The 21,015-nt window shown below is 38.7% G+C and carries 15 protein-coding genes; 5 read left to right on the forward strand and 10 right to left on the reverse strand.

Annotated elements, in window-relative coordinates; translation table 11 throughout:
* Positions 1-61 precede the first annotated feature (61 nt).
* From QPK98_RS07510 to QPK98_RS07520, 3 genes are all read right to left on the reverse strand, one after another.
* The gene (locus tag QPK98_RS07510; RefSeq protein WP_310992520.1) at positions 62-2,974 is read right to left on the reverse strand and encodes a GEVED domain-containing protein; all 2,913 of its coding nucleotides are present in this window, start codon (positions 2,972-2,974) and stop codon (positions 62-64) included.
* 132 nt (positions 2,975-3,106) lie between these two features.
* Positions 3,107-4,294 (reverse strand): pyridoxal phosphate-dependent aminotransferase, encoded by a 1,188-nt coding sequence (locus tag QPK98_RS07515; RefSeq protein ID WP_310992521.1) that lies wholly within the window; start codon positions 4,292-4,294, stop codon positions 3,107-3,109.
* Between the two features lie 5 nt (positions 4,295-4,299).
* Positions 4,300-5,400, reverse strand: a complete 1,101-nt coding sequence (locus QPK98_RS07520; RefSeq protein ID WP_310992522.1) for a fatty acid desaturase family protein — start codon at positions 5,398-5,400, stop codon at positions 4,300-4,302.
* Positions 5,401-5,527: 127 nt separating this feature from the next.
* Between QPK98_RS07520 and rsmG the strand changes: the two genes are divergently transcribed.
* Positions 5,528-6,154 carry a 16S rRNA (guanine(527)-N(7))-methyltransferase RsmG gene (rsmG, locus tag QPK98_RS07525; RefSeq protein WP_310992523.1) on the forward strand — a complete coding sequence of 209 codons (627 nt, stop codon included), beginning with the start codon at positions 5,528-5,530 and terminating at the stop codon, positions 6,152-6,154.
* 151 nt (positions 6,155-6,305) lie between these two features.
* Here the strand turns inward: rsmG and QPK98_RS07530 are convergent, their stop codons facing one another.
* The 3 genes from QPK98_RS07530 to QPK98_RS07540 all read right to left on the reverse strand — a co-directional run bounded on the left by QPK98_RS07530 (position 6,306) and on the right by QPK98_RS07540 (position 11,162).
* The gene (locus tag QPK98_RS07530) at positions 6,306-6,863 is read right to left on the reverse strand and encodes an NUDIX domain-containing protein (protein WP_310992524.1); all 558 of its coding nucleotides are present in this window, start codon (positions 6,861-6,863) and stop codon (positions 6,306-6,308) included.
* A gap of 339 nt (positions 6,864-7,202) precedes the next feature.
* Positions 7,203-8,900: a T9SS type A sorting domain-containing protein gene (locus QPK98_RS07535; protein ID WP_310992526.1), complete on the reverse strand. Its 1,698-nt coding sequence runs from the start codon at positions 8,898-8,900 to the stop codon at positions 7,203-7,205.
* Positions 8,901-9,473: 573 nt separating this feature from the next.
* Entirely contained in the window at positions 9,474-11,162 is a 1,689-nt protein-coding gene (locus QPK98_RS07540) for a T9SS type A sorting domain-containing protein (RefSeq protein ID WP_310992527.1), read from the reverse strand.
* Positions 11,163-11,480: 318 nt separating this feature from the next.
* Between QPK98_RS07540 and QPK98_RS07545 the strand changes: the two genes are divergently transcribed.
* Positions 11,481-12,215 (forward strand): T9SS type A sorting domain-containing protein, encoded by a 735-nt coding sequence (locus tag QPK98_RS07545; RefSeq protein ID WP_310992528.1) that lies wholly within the window; start codon positions 11,481-11,483, stop codon positions 12,213-12,215.
* Between the two features lie 471 nt (positions 12,216-12,686).
* Here the strand turns inward: QPK98_RS07545 and QPK98_RS07550 are convergent, their stop codons facing one another.
* Entirely contained in the window at positions 12,687-14,348 is a 1,662-nt protein-coding gene (locus QPK98_RS07550; protein WP_310992530.1) for a DUF6029 family protein, read from the reverse strand.
* 28 nt (positions 14,349-14,376) lie between these two features.
* Positions 14,377-14,859 carry a TlpA family protein disulfide reductase gene (locus tag QPK98_RS07555; protein ID WP_310992531.1) on the reverse strand — a complete coding sequence of 161 codons (483 nt, stop codon included), beginning with the start codon at positions 14,857-14,859 and terminating at the stop codon, positions 14,377-14,379.
* Positions 14,860-15,103: 244 nt separating this feature from the next.
* Between QPK98_RS07555 and QPK98_RS07560 the strand changes: the two genes are divergently transcribed.
* Together QPK98_RS07560 and QPK98_RS07565 are read left to right on the forward strand one after the other, a co-directional pair.
* The gene (locus tag QPK98_RS07560) at positions 15,104-16,411 is read left to right on the forward strand and encodes an Omp28-related outer membrane protein (protein ID WP_310992532.1); all 1,308 of its coding nucleotides are present in this window, start codon (positions 15,104-15,106) and stop codon (positions 16,409-16,411) included.
* A gap of 172 nt (positions 16,412-16,583) precedes the next feature.
* Positions 16,584-17,660, forward strand: a complete 1,077-nt coding sequence (locus QPK98_RS07565) for a T9SS type A sorting domain-containing protein (RefSeq protein WP_310992534.1) — start codon at positions 16,584-16,586, stop codon at positions 17,658-17,660.
* Between the two features lie 233 nt (positions 17,661-17,893).
* Here the strand turns inward: QPK98_RS07565 and pruA are convergent, their stop codons facing one another.
* Positions 17,894-19,519 carry an L-glutamate gamma-semialdehyde dehydrogenase gene (gene pruA, locus QPK98_RS07570; protein ID WP_310992536.1) on the reverse strand — a complete coding sequence of 542 codons (1,626 nt, stop codon included), beginning with the start codon at positions 19,517-19,519 and terminating at the stop codon, positions 17,894-17,896.
* Positions 19,520-19,781: 262 nt separating this feature from the next.
* Here pruA and QPK98_RS07575 point away from each other — a divergent pair, with 262 nt between their 5' ends.
* On the forward strand, positions 19,782-20,495 hold the full coding sequence (locus QPK98_RS07575) for an NRDE family protein (RefSeq protein ID WP_310992538.1): 714 nt from the start codon (positions 19,782-19,784) through the stop codon (positions 20,493-20,495).
* Positions 20,496-20,627: 132 nt separating this feature from the next.
* Here QPK98_RS07575 and apaG read toward each other — a convergent pair whose 3' ends face one another.
* Complete coding sequence (gene apaG / locus QPK98_RS07580) at positions 20,628-21,014, reverse strand: Co2+/Mg2+ efflux facilitator ApaG/CorD (protein ID WP_310992539.1); 387 nt, start codon at positions 21,012-21,014, stop codon at positions 20,628-20,630.
* Between the last annotated feature and the right edge of the window lies 1 nt (position 21,015).

A 21,015-nucleotide genomic window follows, 5' to 3' on the forward strand; every position in this document is an offset into this window, starting at 1 on the left:
CATTAAAAAACCCAAAGTACAAGTATGAACTTTGGGTTTTAAAATTATTTTGGTTGTGGAATTACTTTACAATAATTCGTTTTATTCTTCCGTCTTGTTTATTTCCAACACGAACCAAATAAACTCCTGAAGCTACATAGCTCATGTTTAATTTATAATTATAGCCGTTGCCATTGTTCTCCAATTTTTTGAACAATAGTCTTTGCCCAAGTGTATTGTAAACACTTAGATTCATAGATTCGGAATAATTAGTTGTTTTTAAGCTAATGTCAAAATGGTTATTGTCAAGTGTTGATACAGTCAAACCAGTTTCATCAAAAATATTTTCGTCTATACCAATAGTTCCAATTTGTGCAGAATAATCTTCAGTTTCACCAAAGTTGGTTTCTAAGCAGGCATCATCTGGCACTGGACTATTCCAGTTTGTTTTGGCGCGCATTAGGTGTTGGCCCGGGGCTGCATCTGCCGGAATAACTAGATCTGTGGTTGTAGTATGCGTTCCTCCAGTTTGGCCTGGTGCAATTACTATATTATCTACTACTATTTCATCTGTCGAAAACGTAAAGTCATCATTAAAGTCAATCCAAACTCTAACATATTGATTTCCGTAGCCCGTGGTTAGTGTAAGGTCGTTAGTGCTGTCTGCTTCCATGCCTGCAACTAAGTGTGTGAAATCTGCATAGCCTTCACAAGCCGATGTATTGTTTATATCGGTTACATTGAACAGTGTTAACCCATCTCCAAAAGAACAGTCACCACTAGGGGTACAGTTTTGTTTGTTAATAACTACAGCTGTTTCGTCGTTTGAAGTATCGCTATCGCCAGGTAAAGAGGTATAGGCAGCTAAATTGTACGCTCCAAACTCTGAGAAATCCCCAGTTTGTGTAAATGTGTAAGGAGCGGATGAATTACCAGCCAAGGGCCCTACAAAAACTTCAGTAACTACAGTTCCATCTAAATTGTAGGAAACATCAAAATTTGACTGCGGCTCCCCACCGAAGTTGTCGATGATAACTTTAATTTCTTCAGTATCTGTGAGATCCGTTCCTGAAACTGGAGCGGTAATTGCACTCACGCCAATATCATTTGGCTCTAAATAGGTAACAGATTTTGTGCGTGAATCATTAGAAGCGTCTTCATCTCCTGTTAGATTGGTTGCAGCGGTAATTTCATAAGTTTCTCCAACCGTGCCTAAGTTAGCCGTAGCTGTAAACGTGTACTGCGCGGTTTCAGCAGATTCAATGGTTCCAGTAAAGGTTTCAGAAACCACTGCGCCACCGTCAACTTGAAAAGTTACTGGAAAGTTGGAAGCACTTTCTTGACCGTAGTTAAAAATGGTAACGCTTACTGTTTCGCTATTGGAAAGCGTTCCAGTTATCGGGGTATCAATACTTGCAACTCCAATATCATTATTAAAATTTGGTGCAATTTGAAAAACTCCAACTACATTTTTTCTACCATCGTTCATATATTCATTGTTGAACCAAAATTCTTTATCGTTTGATGGATCTATATCAATTTTACTATAATCGCCATATCTGTTGGTTGGAATGTTGCCATTACCAGCTGCAATCAATTCTTCGGCAATGCTCATCGTGTTTATAGGGTCACTTGCGTAGCGTCCGGTATAATATGAGCTTACTCTTTTTGAAGTAGGGTCTGGAGTATCTGGCCCTGCCATAGCTGTATAGCCCATTCCTATATTTCCTTGTCCGTCCATCATCATACTTGCATGCCAAGCGTGTTTTCCCTCTGGAGCGGTATAAGTTCCTTCCTGGTATATAGACCAAGCCTCTCCATCAGCAGGTTGACGTAGTTCAAACCAGCGTACTCCAGCCAGCTCGCCGCCAGTGGCATCAGTATCTACTACAAAGTTAAAAACTGCGGAGTTATGGTTGTTGAATTTTCTAAATTGGGCTTGATTCATTATAGTTGCCTGAAGGGCATCAATAGATGAACCGCCTCCTGGTTGAGAGAGGTTTGAAAAACTTCCTCCGTCAAATACTGAGATAAATGGGGTTGTAGTTATTTCAACTGGGGCAGAGATCGTAGAGCTTGCGGGTGTATTCCAATCTACATCTACTGTCCAGATTTTTACGTGATCTTCTGTGACTCCTGCCCAAGCATCATCTTGCAAATAGATTACCGGCATACCACCAGCAGCAGGCAGGTTATTGCTGGTTACATTTAAAGCCTGTGGACTATAAAAGCCGTTTGTTACAATACCTGGTAATGGGAAGCCAATTACCTGGGCTGCGGGATCGCCCGCTAACATCTTTTCTCTTTCCAAAGCATAAACTTTATTTGAAGCAGATGTGTTGTCAGTCATATAATAGCCATCACTCCAAACAGATAGTTTTTGGTAGTCATTTATTTGAGAAATAGTATAAACATACCACCCGTCATTTAAGGGGTCTGGACCATCGGAAACGGCTATTTGTGCCCCACTACCCAAAAAGGTCATCACGAATCTATCAGCAGCATTATCGTAGGAAATGGTAAGGTCGCAACAGCCTCCATTTGGAAAAATTGTAGGATTCGGACTAAGTTGTTCTGTTAAAGGGTTTCCTTCTTTGTCAAAAATTCGGAAGCCTGTGTTAAATACAACAACAGCGTGGTTTGGGCCAACACCAATGGATGGATCTGTAGGCTGTGAACTTGATGCTGCAGCTTCAAAAACTAAACTTGGAGTGCGTCCGCTTAGAACTTGCTCCATTTTATCTGGATTCCGAACAAAATAATCATCTTCAATCTGTGGATCTTTCCCGGGAACAATCTGGTTTTTTGAAGCTCTTCCGTCTTGCATTACGCGTTCTTTAACACGTGCAGGCGCTAAACTTGATTGGGAGGCTATTGATGGCACATGCATCATTTCGCCAATAGTGCCCACAAAAGTGGCTTCAGTTTTTTCCTGTGCTTGCACTTGAAAAAGAACGGCAAAGAAAAATAACATTACTGTTAATCTTGTTTTCATAAGTTTTGGTTTGATTTGTTTGTAAAAATTTAAGATACTAAATTACATTTTATTATTAAAAATAAAGCGGAGTTGGTTAAAATTAACCAACTCCGCTTTATAATCGTGTCTGTATTTTAAGTAACTAATGTATTAACTCACAGCTTCCTTTATGCGTTTTATGGCTTCTTTTATATCCGTTTCAGATGTAGCATAAGACAATCTAATGCAATTTGGATCGCCAAAAGCTTCGCCTGTAACAGTGGCTACTTTGGCTTCTTCTAAAAGGTATAACGAAAAATCTGAAGCGGTGTTTATATTCTTTCCGCGTAGGGTTTTTCCGAAGAAATAAGAGATATCTGGAAATACATAAAATGCACCTTCTGGTTCGTTGGTTTTAAAACCTTCAATTTCAGAGAGTAAGCCGAGTATTAGCTTTCTTCGCTCCTTAAAGGCATCAACCATAAACTTTATCTTGCTGGGCGGATTCTCCAATGCAGTAATTGTAGCTCTTTGGGCAATACAATTAGCGCCACTAGTTACTTGACCTTGCATCTTGTTACAAGCGCGGGCAATCCACTCTGGGCCGCCTATAAATCCAATTCGCCATCCGGTCATTGAAAAGGCTTTGGAGACACCGTTAACAACCACTGTGCGATCGTACATGTCTTCAAATTCTGCCATAGAGGTGTGGCCGCCACTAAAGTTGATGTGTTCATAAATTTCATCGCTAATAACGATTATGTCTGGATACTTAACGAGTACATCGGCTAATTTTCGCAGCTCATTTTTACTGTACACAGAACCACTTGGGTTACAAGGGGAACTGTATATAATCATTTTTGTTTTTGGGGTAATGGCAGCTTCCAGCGCTTCAGCGGTTACTTTAAAATCTGTTTCAATGGATGTTGGCACTTCCTTGGGGACTCCGCCGGCCACTTTACACTGGTCTGCATAACTTACCCAATAGGGGGCGGGCAACAATACTTCGTCTCCTTTGTCTAAAAGAACCATGGTTAAATTAGCCAAGGCTTGTTTGGCGCCTGTAGAAACAACAATTTGCGAAGGTTTATACTCCAGATTGTTGTCTCGTTTAAACTTGTGGATTATTGCGTTTTTAAGATCGCCATATCCGTCAACTGGGGTGTAAGAGTGGTAATCGTCTTCTATTGCCTGGATTGCGGCTTGTTTAATAAAGTCAGGCACCGGAAAGTCTGGTTCGCCTAAGCTCAAACCAATAATGTCCATTCCTTGCTCTTTTAATTCTCGTGTTTTGGCAGCCATAGCCAGAGTGGCCGAGGTTGCCATCTCGTTCACTCGTTTTGAAAGTCTATTGTCCATAATTTTTATGAGGGTACTGCAGGTTTTAGGCCCATTTCCCTTAAATGACGAAAATGTGCCAAAATTGCCTTACGGGTAGTTGCATATTCTTTGTAGGGCAAATTAAATTCCTTCGTTGTGTTTTTTACTATTTTAGAAATATTTTTATAATGAATATGACTTATGTTTGGGAAAATATGATGTTCCACTTGATGGTTTAAACCACCAGTGTACCAATTTACAATTTTATTATTGGTTGAAAAATTTACCGTGGTAAACAATTGGTGTATGGCCCAAGTATTTTTCATTGTTCCGGTTTCATCGGGCAGCATAATATCTGTGTCTTCTACCACGTGAGCCAGTTGAAAGACTACGCTTAGTATGAGGCCAGCAACATAGTGCATAATAAAAAACCCTATCAATATCTTCCACCATACAATGTTAAAAAACAAGATGGGGATTAAAATCCATAAGGATAGATAGATGATTTTTGTAATAATTAGAATGCTCCATTGCTTAAAAGGGTTTGGAAACTTCCCGTAAGAAAGTTTGCGGGCCAAATATCTTTTGGTCTGAAAAAAGTCTGTTGTAAGCACCCAATTAAAGGTTAATAGCCCGTAAAAGAAAATGCTGTATATGTGTTGAAACTTATGGAGCTTATGCCATTTAGAATGTTTTGAAAATCGTAATATTCGGCCTGCTTCCAAATCTTCATCGTGGCCATGTATATTAGTATAGGTATGGTGTAGCACGTTGTGCTGTACCTGCCAGTTGTAAACATTACCAGCAAGAATGTACATGCTGCTTCCCATAACTTTGTTTACCCATTTTTTAGACGAATAGGCGCCGTGGTTTGCATCGTGCATTACGTTCATGCCTACACCTGCCATGCCCACGCCCATAATAATGGTGAATAGTAATTGCACCCATTCTGGAAAATCTAAGGTTAACAATAAAAAGTAGGGGGTAAGGTATAACGAAAACATGATTATGGTTTTAAGGTGTAGCTTCCAGTTTCCCGTTTTGGCTACATTATTTTCCTTAAAGTGCTCGTTAACGCGCTTGTTCAGTGTTCTAAAGAACTTTGCGCTATCAGTTCTAGAAAATGTTAGGTTCTTAGCTGTCAAATTTAATTTCTTTAAATGGGGTTTTTTTCCACATGAGGAACAAAAATACTTATCTTTTGGGGAAATCTATCGGTGGAAAATCACAATTTTCATTAAGATAGCATACTTTTGTGTCTCAAATTAAATTATGGACCTGATATTAAAATATTTTCCCGACGTTTCTGACCATCAAATTAAACAGTTTGAATTGCTGCAGAAACTATATGAGGATTGGAACTTAAAGATAAACGTTGTGTCGCGAAAGGATATTGATGAGCTATACCTAAGGCACGTTTTGCATTCGCTCGGAATTTCAAAAGTTCAAGAATTTCGTCCGGGTTCAAAGATTTTAGACGTGGGCACAGGTGGTGGTTTTCCCGGTATTCCATTGGCAATTTTGTATCCCGAAGTAGAATTTCATCTTGTTGACAGTATCGGTAAGAAAATAAAAGTTGTAAATGAAGTAGTTGCTGGTCTTCAATTAGAGAATGTGAAAACGAGTAACGATCGTGTGGAGCAGATTTCTGGAAAGTATGACTTTATTGTGAGCAGGGCCGTAGCGCAAATGGAAACTTTTGTGCATTGGGTAAAAGGGAAAGTTGCTAAAAAAAGCCTTCACGAACGCAAAAACGGAATTCTATACCTTAAAGGTGGCGATTTGTCTGAAGAGTTGAAGCTATATCCTAAAGCCACTGTTTATCCGCTAGAGGCGTTTTTTGAGGAAGCGTTTTTTGAAACCAAAAGCGTCGTGCATTTACCGTTGAAATACAAGTAGGGACAAGTCGTGACTTGTCCTAAAGTTCGGTTAGATAGAAGTCGCAACCTGTCCCGAAATACCGTTAGATACAAGTCGTTGTCCTGAATTACGGTTGGAGACAGATGGCAACTTTTCCGCAGTACTGCCTGTCGGTACAACAATTTTACAATTATTCATTTAATAGAAACCACTGCAGGGCAACCAAAGTTTTAGCATCTTTAAATTCCATAATTTTCGATTGTAATTCAGAAATTGGAAATTTTACTAATTGGATGTCTTCGTTTTCTGCGTCAACTCCGCCTCCTTTTTCAAGCTTGTCTTTTTGCGAAACTTCAGCAAAAAATAAAAACATGCGCTCTGTACCAGCTCCTGGTGATGCATAAAACGTGCTAATATGTTTGGGCTTGTTTACACGATACCCCAACTCTTCCATTACTTCGCGGATTACACAATTTTCTGGATCTTCATTTTCTTCCAAGGATCCAGCGGGTATTTCAACCAGCCAGCCTTCGTTGTGTTTACAGCTGGGATAACGAAACTGCTTGGTGAGCAATACGCTTTGGGTTTCTTTTTCTATCAGTAAAATAGCAACCGAATCGCCGCGTTCAAAGGCGAGCCTATCGGTAGTAATAGTGTTGCCATCAAAAGTATCATAGGTTACTTCTGCCTGCACCATTTTGTAATGGCCATTAAAAACCGTTTCCTCGTTGTTGATTGAATATTTCATAAAAAATGTGAATGAATAAAAATGCTTCCTTCGGCAAAAAAGGAAGGTTTGTAAATCATTAGTGTCCGACAAAGATGTACGACCGCTTCGCTAAATGACTAACGACATACGACTAGAATTGTAAAGTCTTGATAGTTAGGTTAATTCCGTTATACATGTTTTTAAGATGTTTATCCTTTATTGGAATCTCAATAGCAAGGTGTTATATTTTAATAGTATTCTAAAAGCTTACTATTGTTGAAACAAGTGGTTTTTAATTATTTTAATCGGACACTACTATTTGTAAATATAAAAAACCCCGAACGAATCGGGGTTTTTGAAAATATATAACAATTCCTATTAGTTAGTAACTAAGAATCGTTTTGTGAAAACCTTATTGTCTTTGGAGATTTTCATAAAATAGGTTCCAGTTTGAAGTTTTGCAACGTCTATTTGCTGATCCATGGCAATGTTATCCATTTCAAAGATCATTTTCCCCAATACATTAAACACTTGAATGTATGCATTTTCAGCATTTCTCAAGTTAATAGTTGAAGTTGCTGGGTTTGGATATAAGCTGATGTTTCCAATTTCGTTTTGGTTTACGGCAAGAACTCCATTACTAGAGAATGGTGAGCGCTCTCCGTTACCATAATTTCCATCGGTTTCATATAAAACTGTGCCATCACTATCTGTTAGTGTGATTGCTCCACCTCCGTTACTAGCTGTATCTAAAATACGGAATTCGTAGCAATCTTCTGGAAGTTCAAACATTTCATAAACAGTTTGTGGGTTTCCATTTTCATAAGGGCCACCTCGATAAACCGCAGTGCCATTAGAGTTGTAAACGTACCATCTGATATCAGTACCGCGGTTGTCAACATTCAGTACCATTTGTACTGTACCTGTACCGGCTGGTGCTTCATCAAATGTAACAGAAGTACTGTTATTGGCATTGTTTTCGTCATCTGGTAAACTAACTTCAACTGTGTTGGTTCCTTGAAGTGTATAGGAAACCTCAGGTAGTTCAATAGTTTCGCTGTGAAGCGACAGAATGTTTCCGGTCCAGTTATAGGTGTTTGTTTCACCGTTAATGATGTATTCAATTTCTAAAGAGGTAATTGGATCTTGCCCCAAGTTTTCAACAGAAATTTCTGGTGCAACGTTGGCGTCACAAGTGCTTGGTATCTCGGCAATAGAACTTATGCTAGCATCATTAGAGTACACAAGCCCAGTATATGAAGGGTAAACACTGCTTCCGCTTGGTATTTCTTGACGTGTATTTGTAATAAAGGCAACAACTTCCATATCAGCAAGGGCTGTAGGTATACCATTATAATCCTCTGGTATAGGGTATGTAAAGGTACGATCTACAAAGGTGCCAGAAGTGGTAGTGGTTATATCTTCACCCCATTGGCCCGTTAGTAAATCTACTAGACGGTGCATATGGTTGTAATTGCTTCCTTGTCCTCCGCCTGACTGTGGTCCTCTAGTGTTATTCTGTAATAAAGCAACATTTAATTTGTTCGTTGCTTCAGGGCTGTCACTTGTATAATAGCCTTCTACATGAACGGTCAGGACCTTGGTGTTAATGTCTATAGATGCTTCTACGGCAACATTTACCGGTGAAGGCTCTGCTAGTGTTTCATTCGCTGAGGTAGTCCAAAAAGAACGAGACATTGCTGTTCCGCCACCAGATGCCATTGAGCGACCTGGGAATTCGTGTCTATTTACAGATCCAGATGGGTAGCCAAAACCACCACCAGAGTATGATTGGTTAACAATTGCATTGCCCCATGGAGTTCTGAAATCTGGGTCGTTTCCTGAGGGGTTGGCGTAGCCGCCTTGGTGAATGTTAATTAAAGATACACGATCTGGGTTTGCGTCTTGTATAGCTTGCGCAATGGCATGTCCATCTGGACAATAGCCACAGTAGATACCTGTATATTCTTCAAGAACTACGTTTTGATCTTCCGGGGATGTTGAAACTATCGTTTGCCCATAGGTGGCAAAAGCAAATAATCCAACAGCCGAGCTGAGGAGTAATTTTTTTAACATGACTTTAAGTTTATTAAGTTGTAAAATTAGATTATTCTACAAATGTACTTTTTTATAATTTATTCAAAGAACTTAAAAGCTAGTTTTTAAGGTTTTTAATGTTAAAATCATGAAAGGGTTTTACGTTAATTCCCTAGTTTTTCTCGATATATCAAAGCTTATTAATAAATTTAGATAATCTCTTTTAAGCCCTTCCAATGCTTATACCTATTTTAAATATTAGTAGTGTCCGATTACAATATTCAAAAAATCAATTAACTGAGTGATATTAGGTTCTTGAAGCTTTTTTGTTAATTTTAATTATACTATTGAATTTACAACTAGGGTTTAATAAAAATGAGTTTTGCTTAATCAACCTAACCTAATTATCAATCTATTCGGGATCAAGTTTTACCTCTCATAGCGTAGTGACCTTAAGTCTTAGTCGGACACGACTAATTAAATATAAGGTGTTTTTTTTGATGAGATCTATTTTGCAGTTTGAAATTAAAAAAAAACCGCCAAATTTGGCGGTTTTTTTAGGTCTCCTGAGCATTTTTTTATTGTTAATTTTACTGATTTTAAGAATCTCTCTTATTTAGAAACTAAGAATCTTTTTGTTATTACTTTATTGTTTTTTGTGATTTTCATAAAGTAGGTTCCAGAATGAAGCTTTGCAACATCAACCTGCTCATTGGTTGAAATATTATTTACCGAGAAAAGCATTTTTCCGAGCACATCAAATACTTGAACGTTTGCATTTTCAGCATTTTTTAAATTTATTGTTGAAGTGGCCGGATTTGGATACAGGCTGATAGCGTCCATTTGGGTCTGGTTTACACCAAGTACACCGTTACTGGAAAAATCTGAAATTTCTCCAGATCCATAATTGCCATCGGTTACATACAATTCGTTTCCTTCATTATCGGTAAGGGTAACGGAAGCTCCTCCGTCTCCGTAGGTGTCTATGATTTGGAATGAATAGCAATCTTCGCTTAAAATAAACTCCTCGTTAATAGTCACTCCATTTCCATATGGGCCGCCATTATAAACAATATTGCCAGCGCTATCTTTAAGGTTCCATCTGCATTCACTTCCGTAGGAATCAGTTACCAATTCCATATTTACAACTCCTGTACCCATTGGTGACTGATTAAATGAGTATGATTTTGAGTTGCTATCATTATAGTCATCATTGGGGATGGATACTTCAAATGAATTTGTTGCTTCGGTTGTAAAGGTGATTTCGGGTAATGTAATTGTTTCACTTGTCAACGACGGAAGATTGCCCGACCAAGAATAGGTGGCGGCAACTCCATTCATGGTGTAATCAATATCTAATGAAGAAATAGGGTCTGAACCGGCATTTTGTATGTTAACTCGGGGAGTAATAGTTGCATCATTGCCTAAGCAAGTGGCTTTAAAATCTTCTATATATCTTACATTACCGTCGTTGTTGTGCGTTGTCGTTACCACTGGAGTGGTGCCATTACCGCTAATAATTCCTTGATGTGTCTCCGTCATAAATACTACAACTTCCAATTCTCCTATTTCTACCGGCACAAAATTGTTATGAGGAGGAATTGGATACGTATAGTCTCTTTCTATAAAGGTTCCTTCTGTAGTTTGGGTTATTTCTTCACCCCACTGCCCGGTTACCATATCAATTAAACGATGCATATGATTGTAATTACTACCTTGCCCGCCACCAGTTTGTGGACCTGTAGTGTTGTTTTGTACAATGGCGATATTCAATAAATTTGTGCTTTCTGGGCTGTCTCCGGTATAATAACCTTCAACATGTATAGTCATAACATTGGTGGCCGATTCAATTTGTGCCGTAACGGCCATGTTTAAGTAGGAGCCATCTGATAATACTTCGTTGGCGGTAGAAGCCCAATAATTTCTACTTAGTGCCGTAGAGCCAGGCGCTCCTTGTTCTTTTCCTGGAAAATTTTGACGATTCACAGTGCCTGCTGGGTATCCAATAAGGCCAGATTGGTTAGCTAGGGCTTGACCGTATGGTGTTCTAAAATCGGGTTCGTTGTTTCCGGGAACTGCATATCCCCCCGCATGAATATTGATTAAGAAGACATCATCTGGATTGTCATCTTTAATGCCTTGTGCAATTTGATGTCCAGAAGGACAGTAAACGCAATGAATACCTGTAAATTCTTCTAGAATAACATTTCTGTTTTCAGGGGAGGTCGATACAATTGTTTGGGCATTCATGCCTAATACACCTAATGTAAGAACTGTTGTAATAAGTAGTTTTTTTAACATGATTAGTAGCTTTTATAGAGTTAGATTAAATTTATGATGCTGTGTTTTATGTAAAGATAGTGTTTTTATAATTTTTGATTTTCTGATTATGTGGTTAATTTTTTAATTCATTGATTTTGCGTGTTTAATAGCGTAAATGACACGCGTGAAGAGGGCTAATCTTTTAATTTACAGTGATTAGAGGACTAAATTTTACTTAAAACTGTTAAATTATTGGATTAGAAGGTCCAAACCCTTAACGTTTTGTAATAAATATCTTTACATTTGTGTAACTTAGAAACTAACTTTAAATAGAATTAATCCTAAAAACTTAGAAAAATGAAACTTAAACTACTTTTTTTAGCCTTGATTGGCTCAATTGCTGTTGCGAATGCACAGTACACCGTAACCGATAACAATGGAAACGTACTGCAGGAAGGTGATGTGCTGGAATATGGAACCTATGGTTATAATACAGGAGCTGATTACATATTTTTTGTAACTAACGATAACCCCTCAGAAACTATATACTCAAGACTTGAATTTGTGTCGGCAACCAATGCTGATGGTTCTATGTTTGAAATATGCTACGCTGGGCAATGCTATACTGGCGTTGATGTTGGGTTTACAGCGCCACCATCACCAAATGTTCTTCCTATTGAAGCAGGTGAAACAACACCAGGTGGTGACCATATTTTGAACGGAGATCCTGGAGATGGCACCAATATGATTGAATATGAACTTGCCTTCCACCAATATGAAGCAGACGGGGTTACTGAAATAGGAACTCCATTGACTTTTACATATCGTTATAACCCAACTTTGGGTGTTACTGATAACACTACGATTAACTTAACGCTTGAGTCAACAGTGGTTCGTGATGAACTTGTTGTAAACGTTAATGAGCCGGTGAGTTTGATGGTTTACAATCTTCAAGGTCGTGTTGTTAAGCAAGCGAATTTTGAAACCGGTCGCCAAACTTTAAATATGTCTAACTTAAATCCACAGTCTTATATCCTTCAGTTCAACAATGAAAAAGGAGCAACCCAGACTACACGCATTGTAGTTAAATAAGGCTTAGATTATATTTATATAAATGTGCCCTGAAGTTTTCTTCGGGGCATTTTTGTTTTACCCTAGTTTTTCTTTAGCTGTTTTTATAGGATATAACCGTTTGGTAAATAGTATATGCCGACAAGACAAATAGATTTGTTTGTAGCAATAGGTCGAAATTAAAAGAGGGTTGAAAAAGAATAAAGAATATTGCCAGCTCTGTTCTGGACAATCACCTGTATAATGGGCAGTGATAATCTTTTGGTGATTCTATGTGTACCTTCTGTTTTTAATACTCTTATAGGAGGAGGGGAAGCGCTTTAGTATAAATCAACCTTAACCTATTAGTGTGGAATCCCTTCAAATTCAACATTGAAATACATTCTTTTCTAGCGTATATAAATTCAAGGAACAAACACCTTATTGACAAAAAATCCCTTTTTGAATTTTTCATCAAAAAGGGATTGGTGTTTTTTTAAAGCTGTTGACTTGTTAAAAAGTTACAACCAAGTTTGCGGTTAAACCGGTGTTTTCGGGTACATATCTACATACACCGCCTACACAAATTAACCCTCCACGTTGGCGACCGTAGTTTAGTGCAAAACGTGCTGGGCCTTTAGAGTAACTTCCTCCAAAGCTGTAGTAGTGAATTTTTCCTTCACCTTCATAATTCCATGCGTCTGCTGCATAAAGTGTAAAGTTGGGGCTAAAGTTATATTCCAGAACACCACCAGCCCAGTTTTTTCTATCTACGTTTTTTCTGCTTTTGTCAATCCAAAGATGTTGCAGTTCCAAACGCAAGGCTTTTCCGCCAGAAAAACGACGTGTTGCTTCTACAACTGCAATTTGAGCTCTAATGTCTCCTTGAGTACCTAATGGGCCTCCTTCGGTAACACCTTTGTCAATAATTACATCTTGAAATGTTGCTACGGAGCTCCATTTTGATGACCATCGGTTTTTTATTTCAATATTTAGATCGCGGAAATAACGATCGCCTTTCCCAATAAATTTTGGGTCGTAAGTTTGATCTTCTTCATTAAAAGTAGCTTCTAATCCTGCCCAGTACGAGAAGTTTCCAGCTAGTTTGGTTCCGTACTTCCCTAATAGCGACTCTCTGTCAAAGGAGTAATAAACGTCTACTTGGCCACCTACTTCGCCTGCTCTTTTTTCAGAATCGCTAAAAAGTAAACGCGGTTGAGAGTTGTAAACATATATATTAGACAGTAGGTAATCGTGTTGTTTGGTAAGCCCAGGAACATAGTTTACAATTTGTTCGTTATAGACATTTCCTTCAGCGTAACGATCAGCATAAAAACTGAAGTTTTCTAACCTTCTAAAGGTAGAGCTAATTCCCAGTCCTTTTTGAGCGTAACCTAAGTTCACTAAAAGTGCCGTACCATCAAAATGTTGGGGCGAGGTAACTTCGCCTTCGTTTATAAGTACATCTGGATCTTTTGTAATTGCCTCAACACCTCCGTAAAAGTTGTTGGCTACAAAGTCTAGCCTTCCACCGTAAGCATTAACGTTTGCGGGAATGGAGTCGTTAGGGCCATTAGCTTGGTAACGCCCCACATAGCTTCCGCCAAGCGTAAGGTCAACAATGTCTATGTTTAAAAGGCTGCTCATATCTAGATTTGCATCCAGACCTTGCATAACTCCTTCGGAAACGTCAAAGCCATTTCGTAGCTGGCCGTAAACACCGGTTATATCAATATCTGCAGTAGGTGTAAACTTAACGCGAAGCCCTTTAAAGGCGTTGTTTATTCCCAATTGACGGTCTTCCCAAGTTCTTAGGATTAGTCCGCTTCCAAATTGCTCATAAAAATATCCCCCTGTAATATCTAGGGTCTCATTCTTAAAGTTAAGGTAATATGTGCCAATTCCGTTTTGATTTTCCCAAGTTGGGGAATATCCCAATAACACCGTAGGGAGGTAGGCTTCGTATTGTACGCCTGCAGTAAAGTTGCCGAGCGAATAGTTTAACTGTAAATAGTTGTTGGATCTAAAACGATCGTCGGGTGTTTCGAACCCAATTTTATCATCTGGCACGAGCCATTGCGAATTTGATTCTAAGCCACCAAAAAAGTAGCCATTGTCTTGTGAAAAGGAGATGGTGCCCATTAATAAGAAGGCTCCGAGAATAAGTTTTTTCATTATGTAAGTTTGGTTGGTAAGGTTTATGTTAGTTGGAGAATTCCTTTACTTTTTCGTAAAGTTCATATTCGGCTCCTGGACTATAGCCTGAATGTCTGTAAACAATCTGATTGTTCTTTACCAAAAGCGTTAACGGAACAGTAGCAGCACCAACGGCACGCTTAAAATCGTTATTGGTATCTAAAAGAATGGTATAGTCCCAACCTTTACCGTTTACCAAAGGTTTTACACGTTTTACGCCGCGGCTGTCATCAATAGAGATAGCATAAAGCTTTACATTGGTTTCTTCTTGCCAATCGGGGTAAATTTCGCTAATGGCATCTAGTTCCTTTAAGCAGGGAACACACCAAGTAGCCCATAATGACACAATAATTACATTATCATCTGTAGATAATTCTTGCGAATTGAAGGCCTTACCATCTAAGGTTTTCATGTCAACTTTTGGTAATTCATTTTGTGAAAAAGCAAAAAATGAAACCATAAATAGAAGTAGGGGAAGTAATTTTTTCATTGTATAAATTTTATAGAATTAAGTAATGAGTAGCAATATTAAGATATTTTTAATAAAAAGTTACTTTTGTATCGCTCAAAGTTATGGTTTTAACATTCTAAAACCGTGCCTTCTTTTAGAATTGCGTTATATTAGCGCACTAAATGTAAGCATATCTTTCAAAAAATGAATTAAAAAGATAAAAATGGATTGCTATATGTCAATCTACTAATGTTAAATATCCCTAAAAACCCACTTTATTCAAATGAAAAACCTATCCTATTTTAAGATTTTATCCTTATTTGCTTTTATAGCTGTTTTAAGCATTGGCTGCAGTAAAAAAGAAGATCCTGTAATCACTCAGGAAAATGACCTTTCGCTAGTTCTTACAAGTGATGCCGGTAGTAATGAATTAGAAGTTGTCGGCCTAGACCAAATGGTGGTTTTCACGGTAATGGGAAGCGATGGCGAAGACTATACTTCAGCAGCTAAACTCTATGTAAATGATACTGAAATAAACGGATCTACTTACACGTTTGATGCTACGGGAACATTTTCGGTAAAAGCATTGTATGAAGGTGTTACGAGTAACATACTTAATTTTGAAGTGTTAACGGCATCTGAAAGATCTTTGACCCTTGATGTTAACCGGGCCATGACAGATCAAACCATTACATTTGGGCTATTGGATTCCGATGGAAATAATACGGCTTCAGAGGCAACTTTTTATGTAAACGATGAGGCTATTTCTGGCTTCACTTATTCTTCTAATACTGAAGATGACTATGAGGTTTATGCCGAATATACAGTCAATGACGAAACCTTTACTACTGAAGCAAAAACATTTTCGGTTTATATGCCGAAAAGAAATGTTGTAATAGAGGATTATACGGGTACTTGGTGTGGCTACTGTTTAAAAGCTGTAATCGCTATAGACTCTGCTAAGGTGTTAACGAATAATCACGTTTCGGTTGTAGCAATTCACAAAAGGTCTTTTGGTGATGAACCCATGCATTTCCCGCAGGTGGAAGATCTTCAAACCGAATTTGATGTTCCTAATAGTTTCCCACAAACTCAATTAAACAGAACTGAAAGATGGAATGATCCTTATGATTATGATGCCGTAACAAGTATTGCAGGTAGAGAGTCTGATGTTTCTGTTGCCATAAACTCACAACTTAATGGCGCTACCTTAAGCGTAGATGCAAAAGTAGTTTACCGAAATGGCTCTGAGCCAGGTGATAAGTTGGTTGTTTATTTATTAGAGAATGGAATTGTTGCAGACCAAGCCAATTACTTTGATACAGTAGAAGGACATCCGTATTACGGTATGGGCGATCCAATAATAGATTATGTTCATGACGATGCCCTACGGGAGTCATTATCTAACTTATTTGGAGACGATATTCCGCAGACTGCTGCTTTTGAAGAGCACACAAAATCTTATACTTTTGAGGTTCCAGCAGATTACAATGCAGACAATCTAAGTTTTGTGGTTATGGTTGTAAAGGCAGATAATAGTGCCAAAAACTCACAACATGCCGAAATTGGCGAAACAAAGGTTTTCCAGTAACAACATTTACAGTACCTTTTAAAAAGCCCATCAAGACGTTTCTTGATGGGCTTTTTAATTCCGTATAGGTAACGTCAGGAGCTAATCTTGTTTTGGATGGCTATAATGGCCTCGCCTATATTTTAATTGTAAATACAATACAGTGTAAGTGCTTGTTTGTCAGGTAATAAAAATGCTCTTTAGCCTATTCTTGTGTTTAGGTGTTTTTACACTACATTCACAAGAGCGTATGGCCGTTGTGCAGCAACCCAAGGTAATGTTATTGGATGTTGAAACGGGAGAAATTGTTGACCCTAACTTTATTTCACTTGGCGGTGGAAGGGCTAAAGGCATTACTCAGGTAGAAGATGAAATTTGGGTAACCTACCAATTGGCAGACAAAATAGAGCGCTATGATCTTGAAGGAACGTTTGTTGGGAGTATTACCACTGGTATTGATAACATTAGAGGCCTGGCAGTTGTAAACGATAGCGAAGTTTGGGTTACTAATTGGATAGGCGGCAATGGTGCGTATTCAAATGCTATTATTCGTTTTGACTTTGACGGAAACAACCTTGGCTATTTTTACACCACACCTGAATCCACCTCCCCAATGGATGTAATTGATACTGGCGAAGGAGAAGTATATATTTCGTATCATGAAACCAGCAATATTGAACGAAGGGATTATGACGGTAATCTATTAGGTACGATTGTTGAAACCGGTGTTGTTAATTTTATTCAGCAAATAGAAATAGAAGAACCAGGTGTAATATTGGCGGCAGTATTTTCTGACACTCCAAATAACCCTCCAGGGATTTACCGTTTTTCAATAGCAGATGGTTCAATCTTAGGTTATTGGGATGGGTATGATGCAAGAGGAGTTGCCAAACTAGACAACGGAGATATTGTATATACTAATTTTCTTGACGGTGTGTTTAGACTAAACCCCGATACTGGAGAAACCTCGTTGATTGACCCCAATGAAGGGCAATATTTTGCAAGGATAGACTTTACGTTAAGTACCAATGACTTTAACGATAGTAAGTTTGCATATTATCCAAACCCAACAAATGGGAAAGTTTTCTTTGAGTATGCAGAGGCTATTACTGAAGTTTCCGTTACTAATGTATTAGGGCAAAATGTAATAAACTTACGCCCTGAGGGTTCAAAAGCCGAATTAGATTTGTCTTCTTTTCCAACAGGCGTTTATATTGTGAACCTTAAGACAAAGAACGGTAGTAAGACAGTGAAAATTATGAAGCAATAGGTGTTTTCGAGCTACTAGAACAAGTAGTAATGGAAAAACACACTTAAAAATTGAAGCTGGACGGTTGTAAAACTGTTCAGCTTTTTTTTGGACTTTTGTTATTGCGAAGCCAAACTTAAAAATAGCATTTGCAGATCCAAAAAACACAAGGTCAAAAGTTTGTGATAGCAATAAAAAAATCCGGTAAAAATATTTTCACCGGATTTTTTAACAATTTTAATGGGGCAAAGGTATTAACCTAAGAAAGGATATCTGTAATCTACAGGAGAAACAAATGTTTCTTTTATCATTCTTGGGGAAACCCAACGGTACAGGTTTTGCTTACTACCTGCCTTATCGTTGGTTCCACTTGCACGGGCACCACCAAATGGTTGCTGACCAACAACGGCACCAGTTGGTTTGTCGTTTATATAGAAGTTACCTGCGGCATTTTGAAGTGCTTTAACAGCTTCTTCTAATGCGTAGCGATCTTCACTAAAAACAGCCCCTGTTAATCCGTATTCGCTAGTTTCGTCAACCAATTGTAGGGTTTCGGTCCATTTTTTATCGTCATAAACGTAAACGGTAAGTACAGGCCCAAACAATTCGGTACACATCGTGGTGTATTTAGGGTCCTTAACAACAATTACCGTAGGTTCAATAAAGTAACCTTCGCTCTTGTCGTAATTTCCTCCAGCGATAACTTCAACATCTTTGTCATTTTTGGCAGCATCAATATAACTTGCCAGCTTGTCAAATGAATTTTCGTGGATCACTGCGTTAATAAAGTTGCCCATATCTTCTGGAGTTCCCATTTTAAAGGAACGGATATCTTCAACCAAATACGCTTTAACATCTTCCCAGATGCTGTTGGAAATATAGCAACGGCTAGCTGCACTACATTTTTGACCTTGGAATTCAAAAGCACCACGGGCCATTGCAGTTGCAACTTGTTTAGGGTCTGAAGTTTTGTGAGCAACAATAAAGTCTTTTCCACCAGTTTCACCAACGATGCGTGGGTAGGTTTTATAGTTTGTGATGTTGTTACCAATCTTTTTCCAAAGCCCTTGGAAAACATCAGTTGAACCTGTAAAGTGAACACCGCTGAAGTCTGGACTTGCCAATAGGGTGTCTGAAATCATAGCAGGATCGCCCATTACCATGTTGATAACGCCGGCAGGTACGCCCGCTTCACGGAACACATCCATAACAACTTTGGCAGAGTACACTTGAGAGTTACTTGGTTTCCATACCACAACATTCCCCATTAAAGCGGCACTGGCAGGAAGGTTTCCGGCTATTGCAGTAAAGTTGAAAGGTGTAATTGCATAAATAAATCCTTCCAAAGGTCTGTGCTCAATACGGTTCCATGCAGCTGATGTAGATTCTGGCTGCTCGGCATAGATCTCGGTCATGTACTGTACGTTAAACCTTAAGAAATCTATAAGCTCACAAGCTGAATCAATTTCGGCTTGGAATATATTCTTTGATTGCGCCAGCATGGTTGCTGCGTTTATTTTGGCTCTGTATGGTCCAGCAATTAATTCGGCGGCACGTAAGAAGATACCCGCGCGTTGTTCCCAAGGCATTGCAGCCCATTTTTTTCTTGCTTCTAATGCGGTTGAGATAGCCTCTTCTACATTTTCCTTTGTGGCTTTGTGATAGGTACCCAATACGTGTTTATGGTCATGCGGAGGGGCCATTGTAGCGGTATCCTGTGTCTTAACCTCTTTTCCGTTGATAAATAAAGGCACTTCTACTGTGGCCTTATACATTTTTCGGTACGTTTCAAGTACTTCTTCGCGCTCTACGGAACCTGGAGCATAGCTTTTTATAGGTTCATTTACGGCGATGGGTACTTCAAAAAATCCTTTTCCCATAATAATTTGTTTTTTGTGTTTATGAAGATTGCGAAGATACAAATTATTTAGTGTCTTGTAGTCAGTATTAAATATTCAGTAACAGTATTTAAATGGTATTTTTCTACAACGAGATTTCATCTTTCTTCAATACCGAAAACTCTCATTTTTTATACTGAAATTTAAAATCGTTTTCGTAAGTTTCAAATCAATAACTTTTTTCAGAAACAGCCGAAAGGAGGTTGCTTTTAAATAGCTTTCTGAGAAATGAATACTAGTTAAAATGTGTACAGTTACTTTTATTCCGAAGCCAAACAATGGGTTTGTCTTAACATCCAATCGCGATGAGGCTCCTGGGCGAGCCACAATTTTTCCGAAAACATACATAGAGGATGACGTAAAATTACTTTACCCAAAAGATGCCCTTGCTGGTGGTACTTGGATTGGGGTTAGCCAAATGAAGCGTTTGGTAACTTTGATGAATGGTGGCTTTGTGGCGCATAAACGAAACCCGCCCTATAGAAAAAGCAGGGGAGTGGTGGTAACCGATTTGTTAAAAGCCAAGAACCTACACGCTGCGGTTGAAGCTTATAACTTTAAGGGTATTGAGCCGTTTACCGCTATAATAGTAGCTTGGAATAAAACAATTCAATTGTTTCAATTAGTTTGGGATGGCGAAACCCCTCACTTTTCCGAAGAACCGCTGGCTCCTAAAATATGGTCTTCTTCGCCTTTATACCCAGCGCAGCTAAAAGAAAAGCGAGAGCAATGGTTTTCGCAATTTTTGTTTGAAAAAGTTCGCCCTACGCAAGAAGAGCTGTTTCATTTCCATAAAACTGCGGGAGAAGGGGATTCAACGAGTAATCTGGTTATGGACCGTGGCATGGTAAAGACTAAGAGCATTACACAAGTAGTAAAAAATAATGAAACTATAAAAATGCACTATAAAGATCTTCAAACTGAAAAGAAAGAGGAGTCGGTTTTTAGGGTTCAGTGAGTCGGTAGTCAGTGGATCAGTAGTCAGTGGACAGTTGTCAGTGGATCAGTTGTCAGTGAATCAGTAGTCGGTGAATCAGTTGTCAGTGGATCAGTAGTCGGGGCTTTGGTATTAGCTTTTGGGGAGTAACCTTTAATTCATGGAAAAGGGTGCGCTGAGGTTGAAAAGCGGGATGGAGACTCTAAACTTACGCGAAGTGGCAAAGTTGACCATGTTGTAATACCCCTTCATAGCGCCAAATGGAGCGTGCAAAAGACAGCCGCTTGTGTACGAGTGTTTCTCTCCGGGCTTCAATATGGGTTTTTCGCCAATAACTCCTTCGCCTGATACAAGCGTAGTGTTGTTTAGGGCGTCCTTGATTCTCCAGCTACGTGAAGTAAGTTGTACGGTGTCTTTACCTTGGTTTTCGATACTAATGGAGTAGGCAAAGGCATATTGGGTTTTCCGGTTTTTAATAAACGTACCGTCAAACTCCGTTTTAACCGATATCTTAATTCCTTTTGTTATTTGCTGTACCATT

Source organism: Aequorivita marina (assembly GCF_031631895.2).
Classification (GTDB): domain Bacteria; phylum Bacteroidota; class Bacteroidia; order Flavobacteriales; family Flavobacteriaceae; genus Aequorivita; species Aequorivita marina.

Bases quoted from the DNA above. Each gene is read 5' to 3' on its own strand.
- QPK98_RS07510 (WP_310992520.1), bottom strand. From the start codon at position 2,974: ATGAAAACAAGATTAACAGTAATGTTATTTTTCTTTGCCGTTCTTTTT.
- QPK98_RS07515 (WP_310992521.1), bottom strand. From the start codon at position 4,294: ATGGACAATAGACTTTCAAAACGAGTGAACGAGATGGCAACCTCGGCC.
- rsmG (WP_310992523.1), top strand. From the start codon at position 5,528: ATGGACCTGATATTAAAATATTTTCCCGACGTTTCTGACCATCAAATT.
- QPK98_RS07530 (WP_310992524.1), bottom strand. From the start codon at position 6,863: ATGAAATATTCAATCAACAACGAGGAAACGGTTTTTAATGGCCATTAC.
- QPK98_RS07535 (WP_310992526.1), bottom strand. From the start codon at position 8,900: ATGTTAAAAAAATTACTCCTCAGCTCGGCTGTTGGATTATTTGCTTTT.
- QPK98_RS07540 (WP_310992527.1), bottom strand. From the start codon at position 11,162: ATGTTAAAAAAACTACTTATTACAACAGTTCTTACATTAGGTGTATTA.
- QPK98_RS07545 (WP_310992528.1), top strand. From the start codon at position 11,481: ATGAAACTTAAACTACTTTTTTTAGCCTTGATTGGCTCAATTGCTGTT.
- QPK98_RS07550 (WP_310992530.1), bottom strand. From the start codon at position 14,348: ATGAAAAAACTTATTCTCGGAGCCTTCTTATTAATGGGCACCATCTCC.
- QPK98_RS07555 (WP_310992531.1), bottom strand. From the start codon at position 14,859: ATGAAAAAATTACTTCCCCTACTTCTATTTATGGTTTCATTTTTTGCT.
- QPK98_RS07560 (WP_310992532.1), top strand. From the start codon at position 15,104: ATGAAAAACCTATCCTATTTTAAGATTTTATCCTTATTTGCTTTTATA.
- QPK98_RS07565 (WP_310992534.1), top strand. From the start codon at position 16,584: ATGCTCTTTAGCCTATTCTTGTGTTTAGGTGTTTTTACACTACATTCA.
- pruA (WP_310992536.1), bottom strand. From the start codon at position 19,519: ATGGGAAAAGGATTTTTTGAAGTACCCATCGCCGTAAATGAACCTATA.
- QPK98_RS07575 (WP_310992538.1), top strand. From the start codon at position 19,782: ATGTGTACAGTTACTTTTATTCCGAAGCCAAACAATGGGTTTGTCTTA.
- apaG (WP_310992539.1), bottom strand. From the start codon at position 21,014: ATGGTACAGCAAATAACAAAAGGAATTAAGATATCGGTTAAAACGGAG.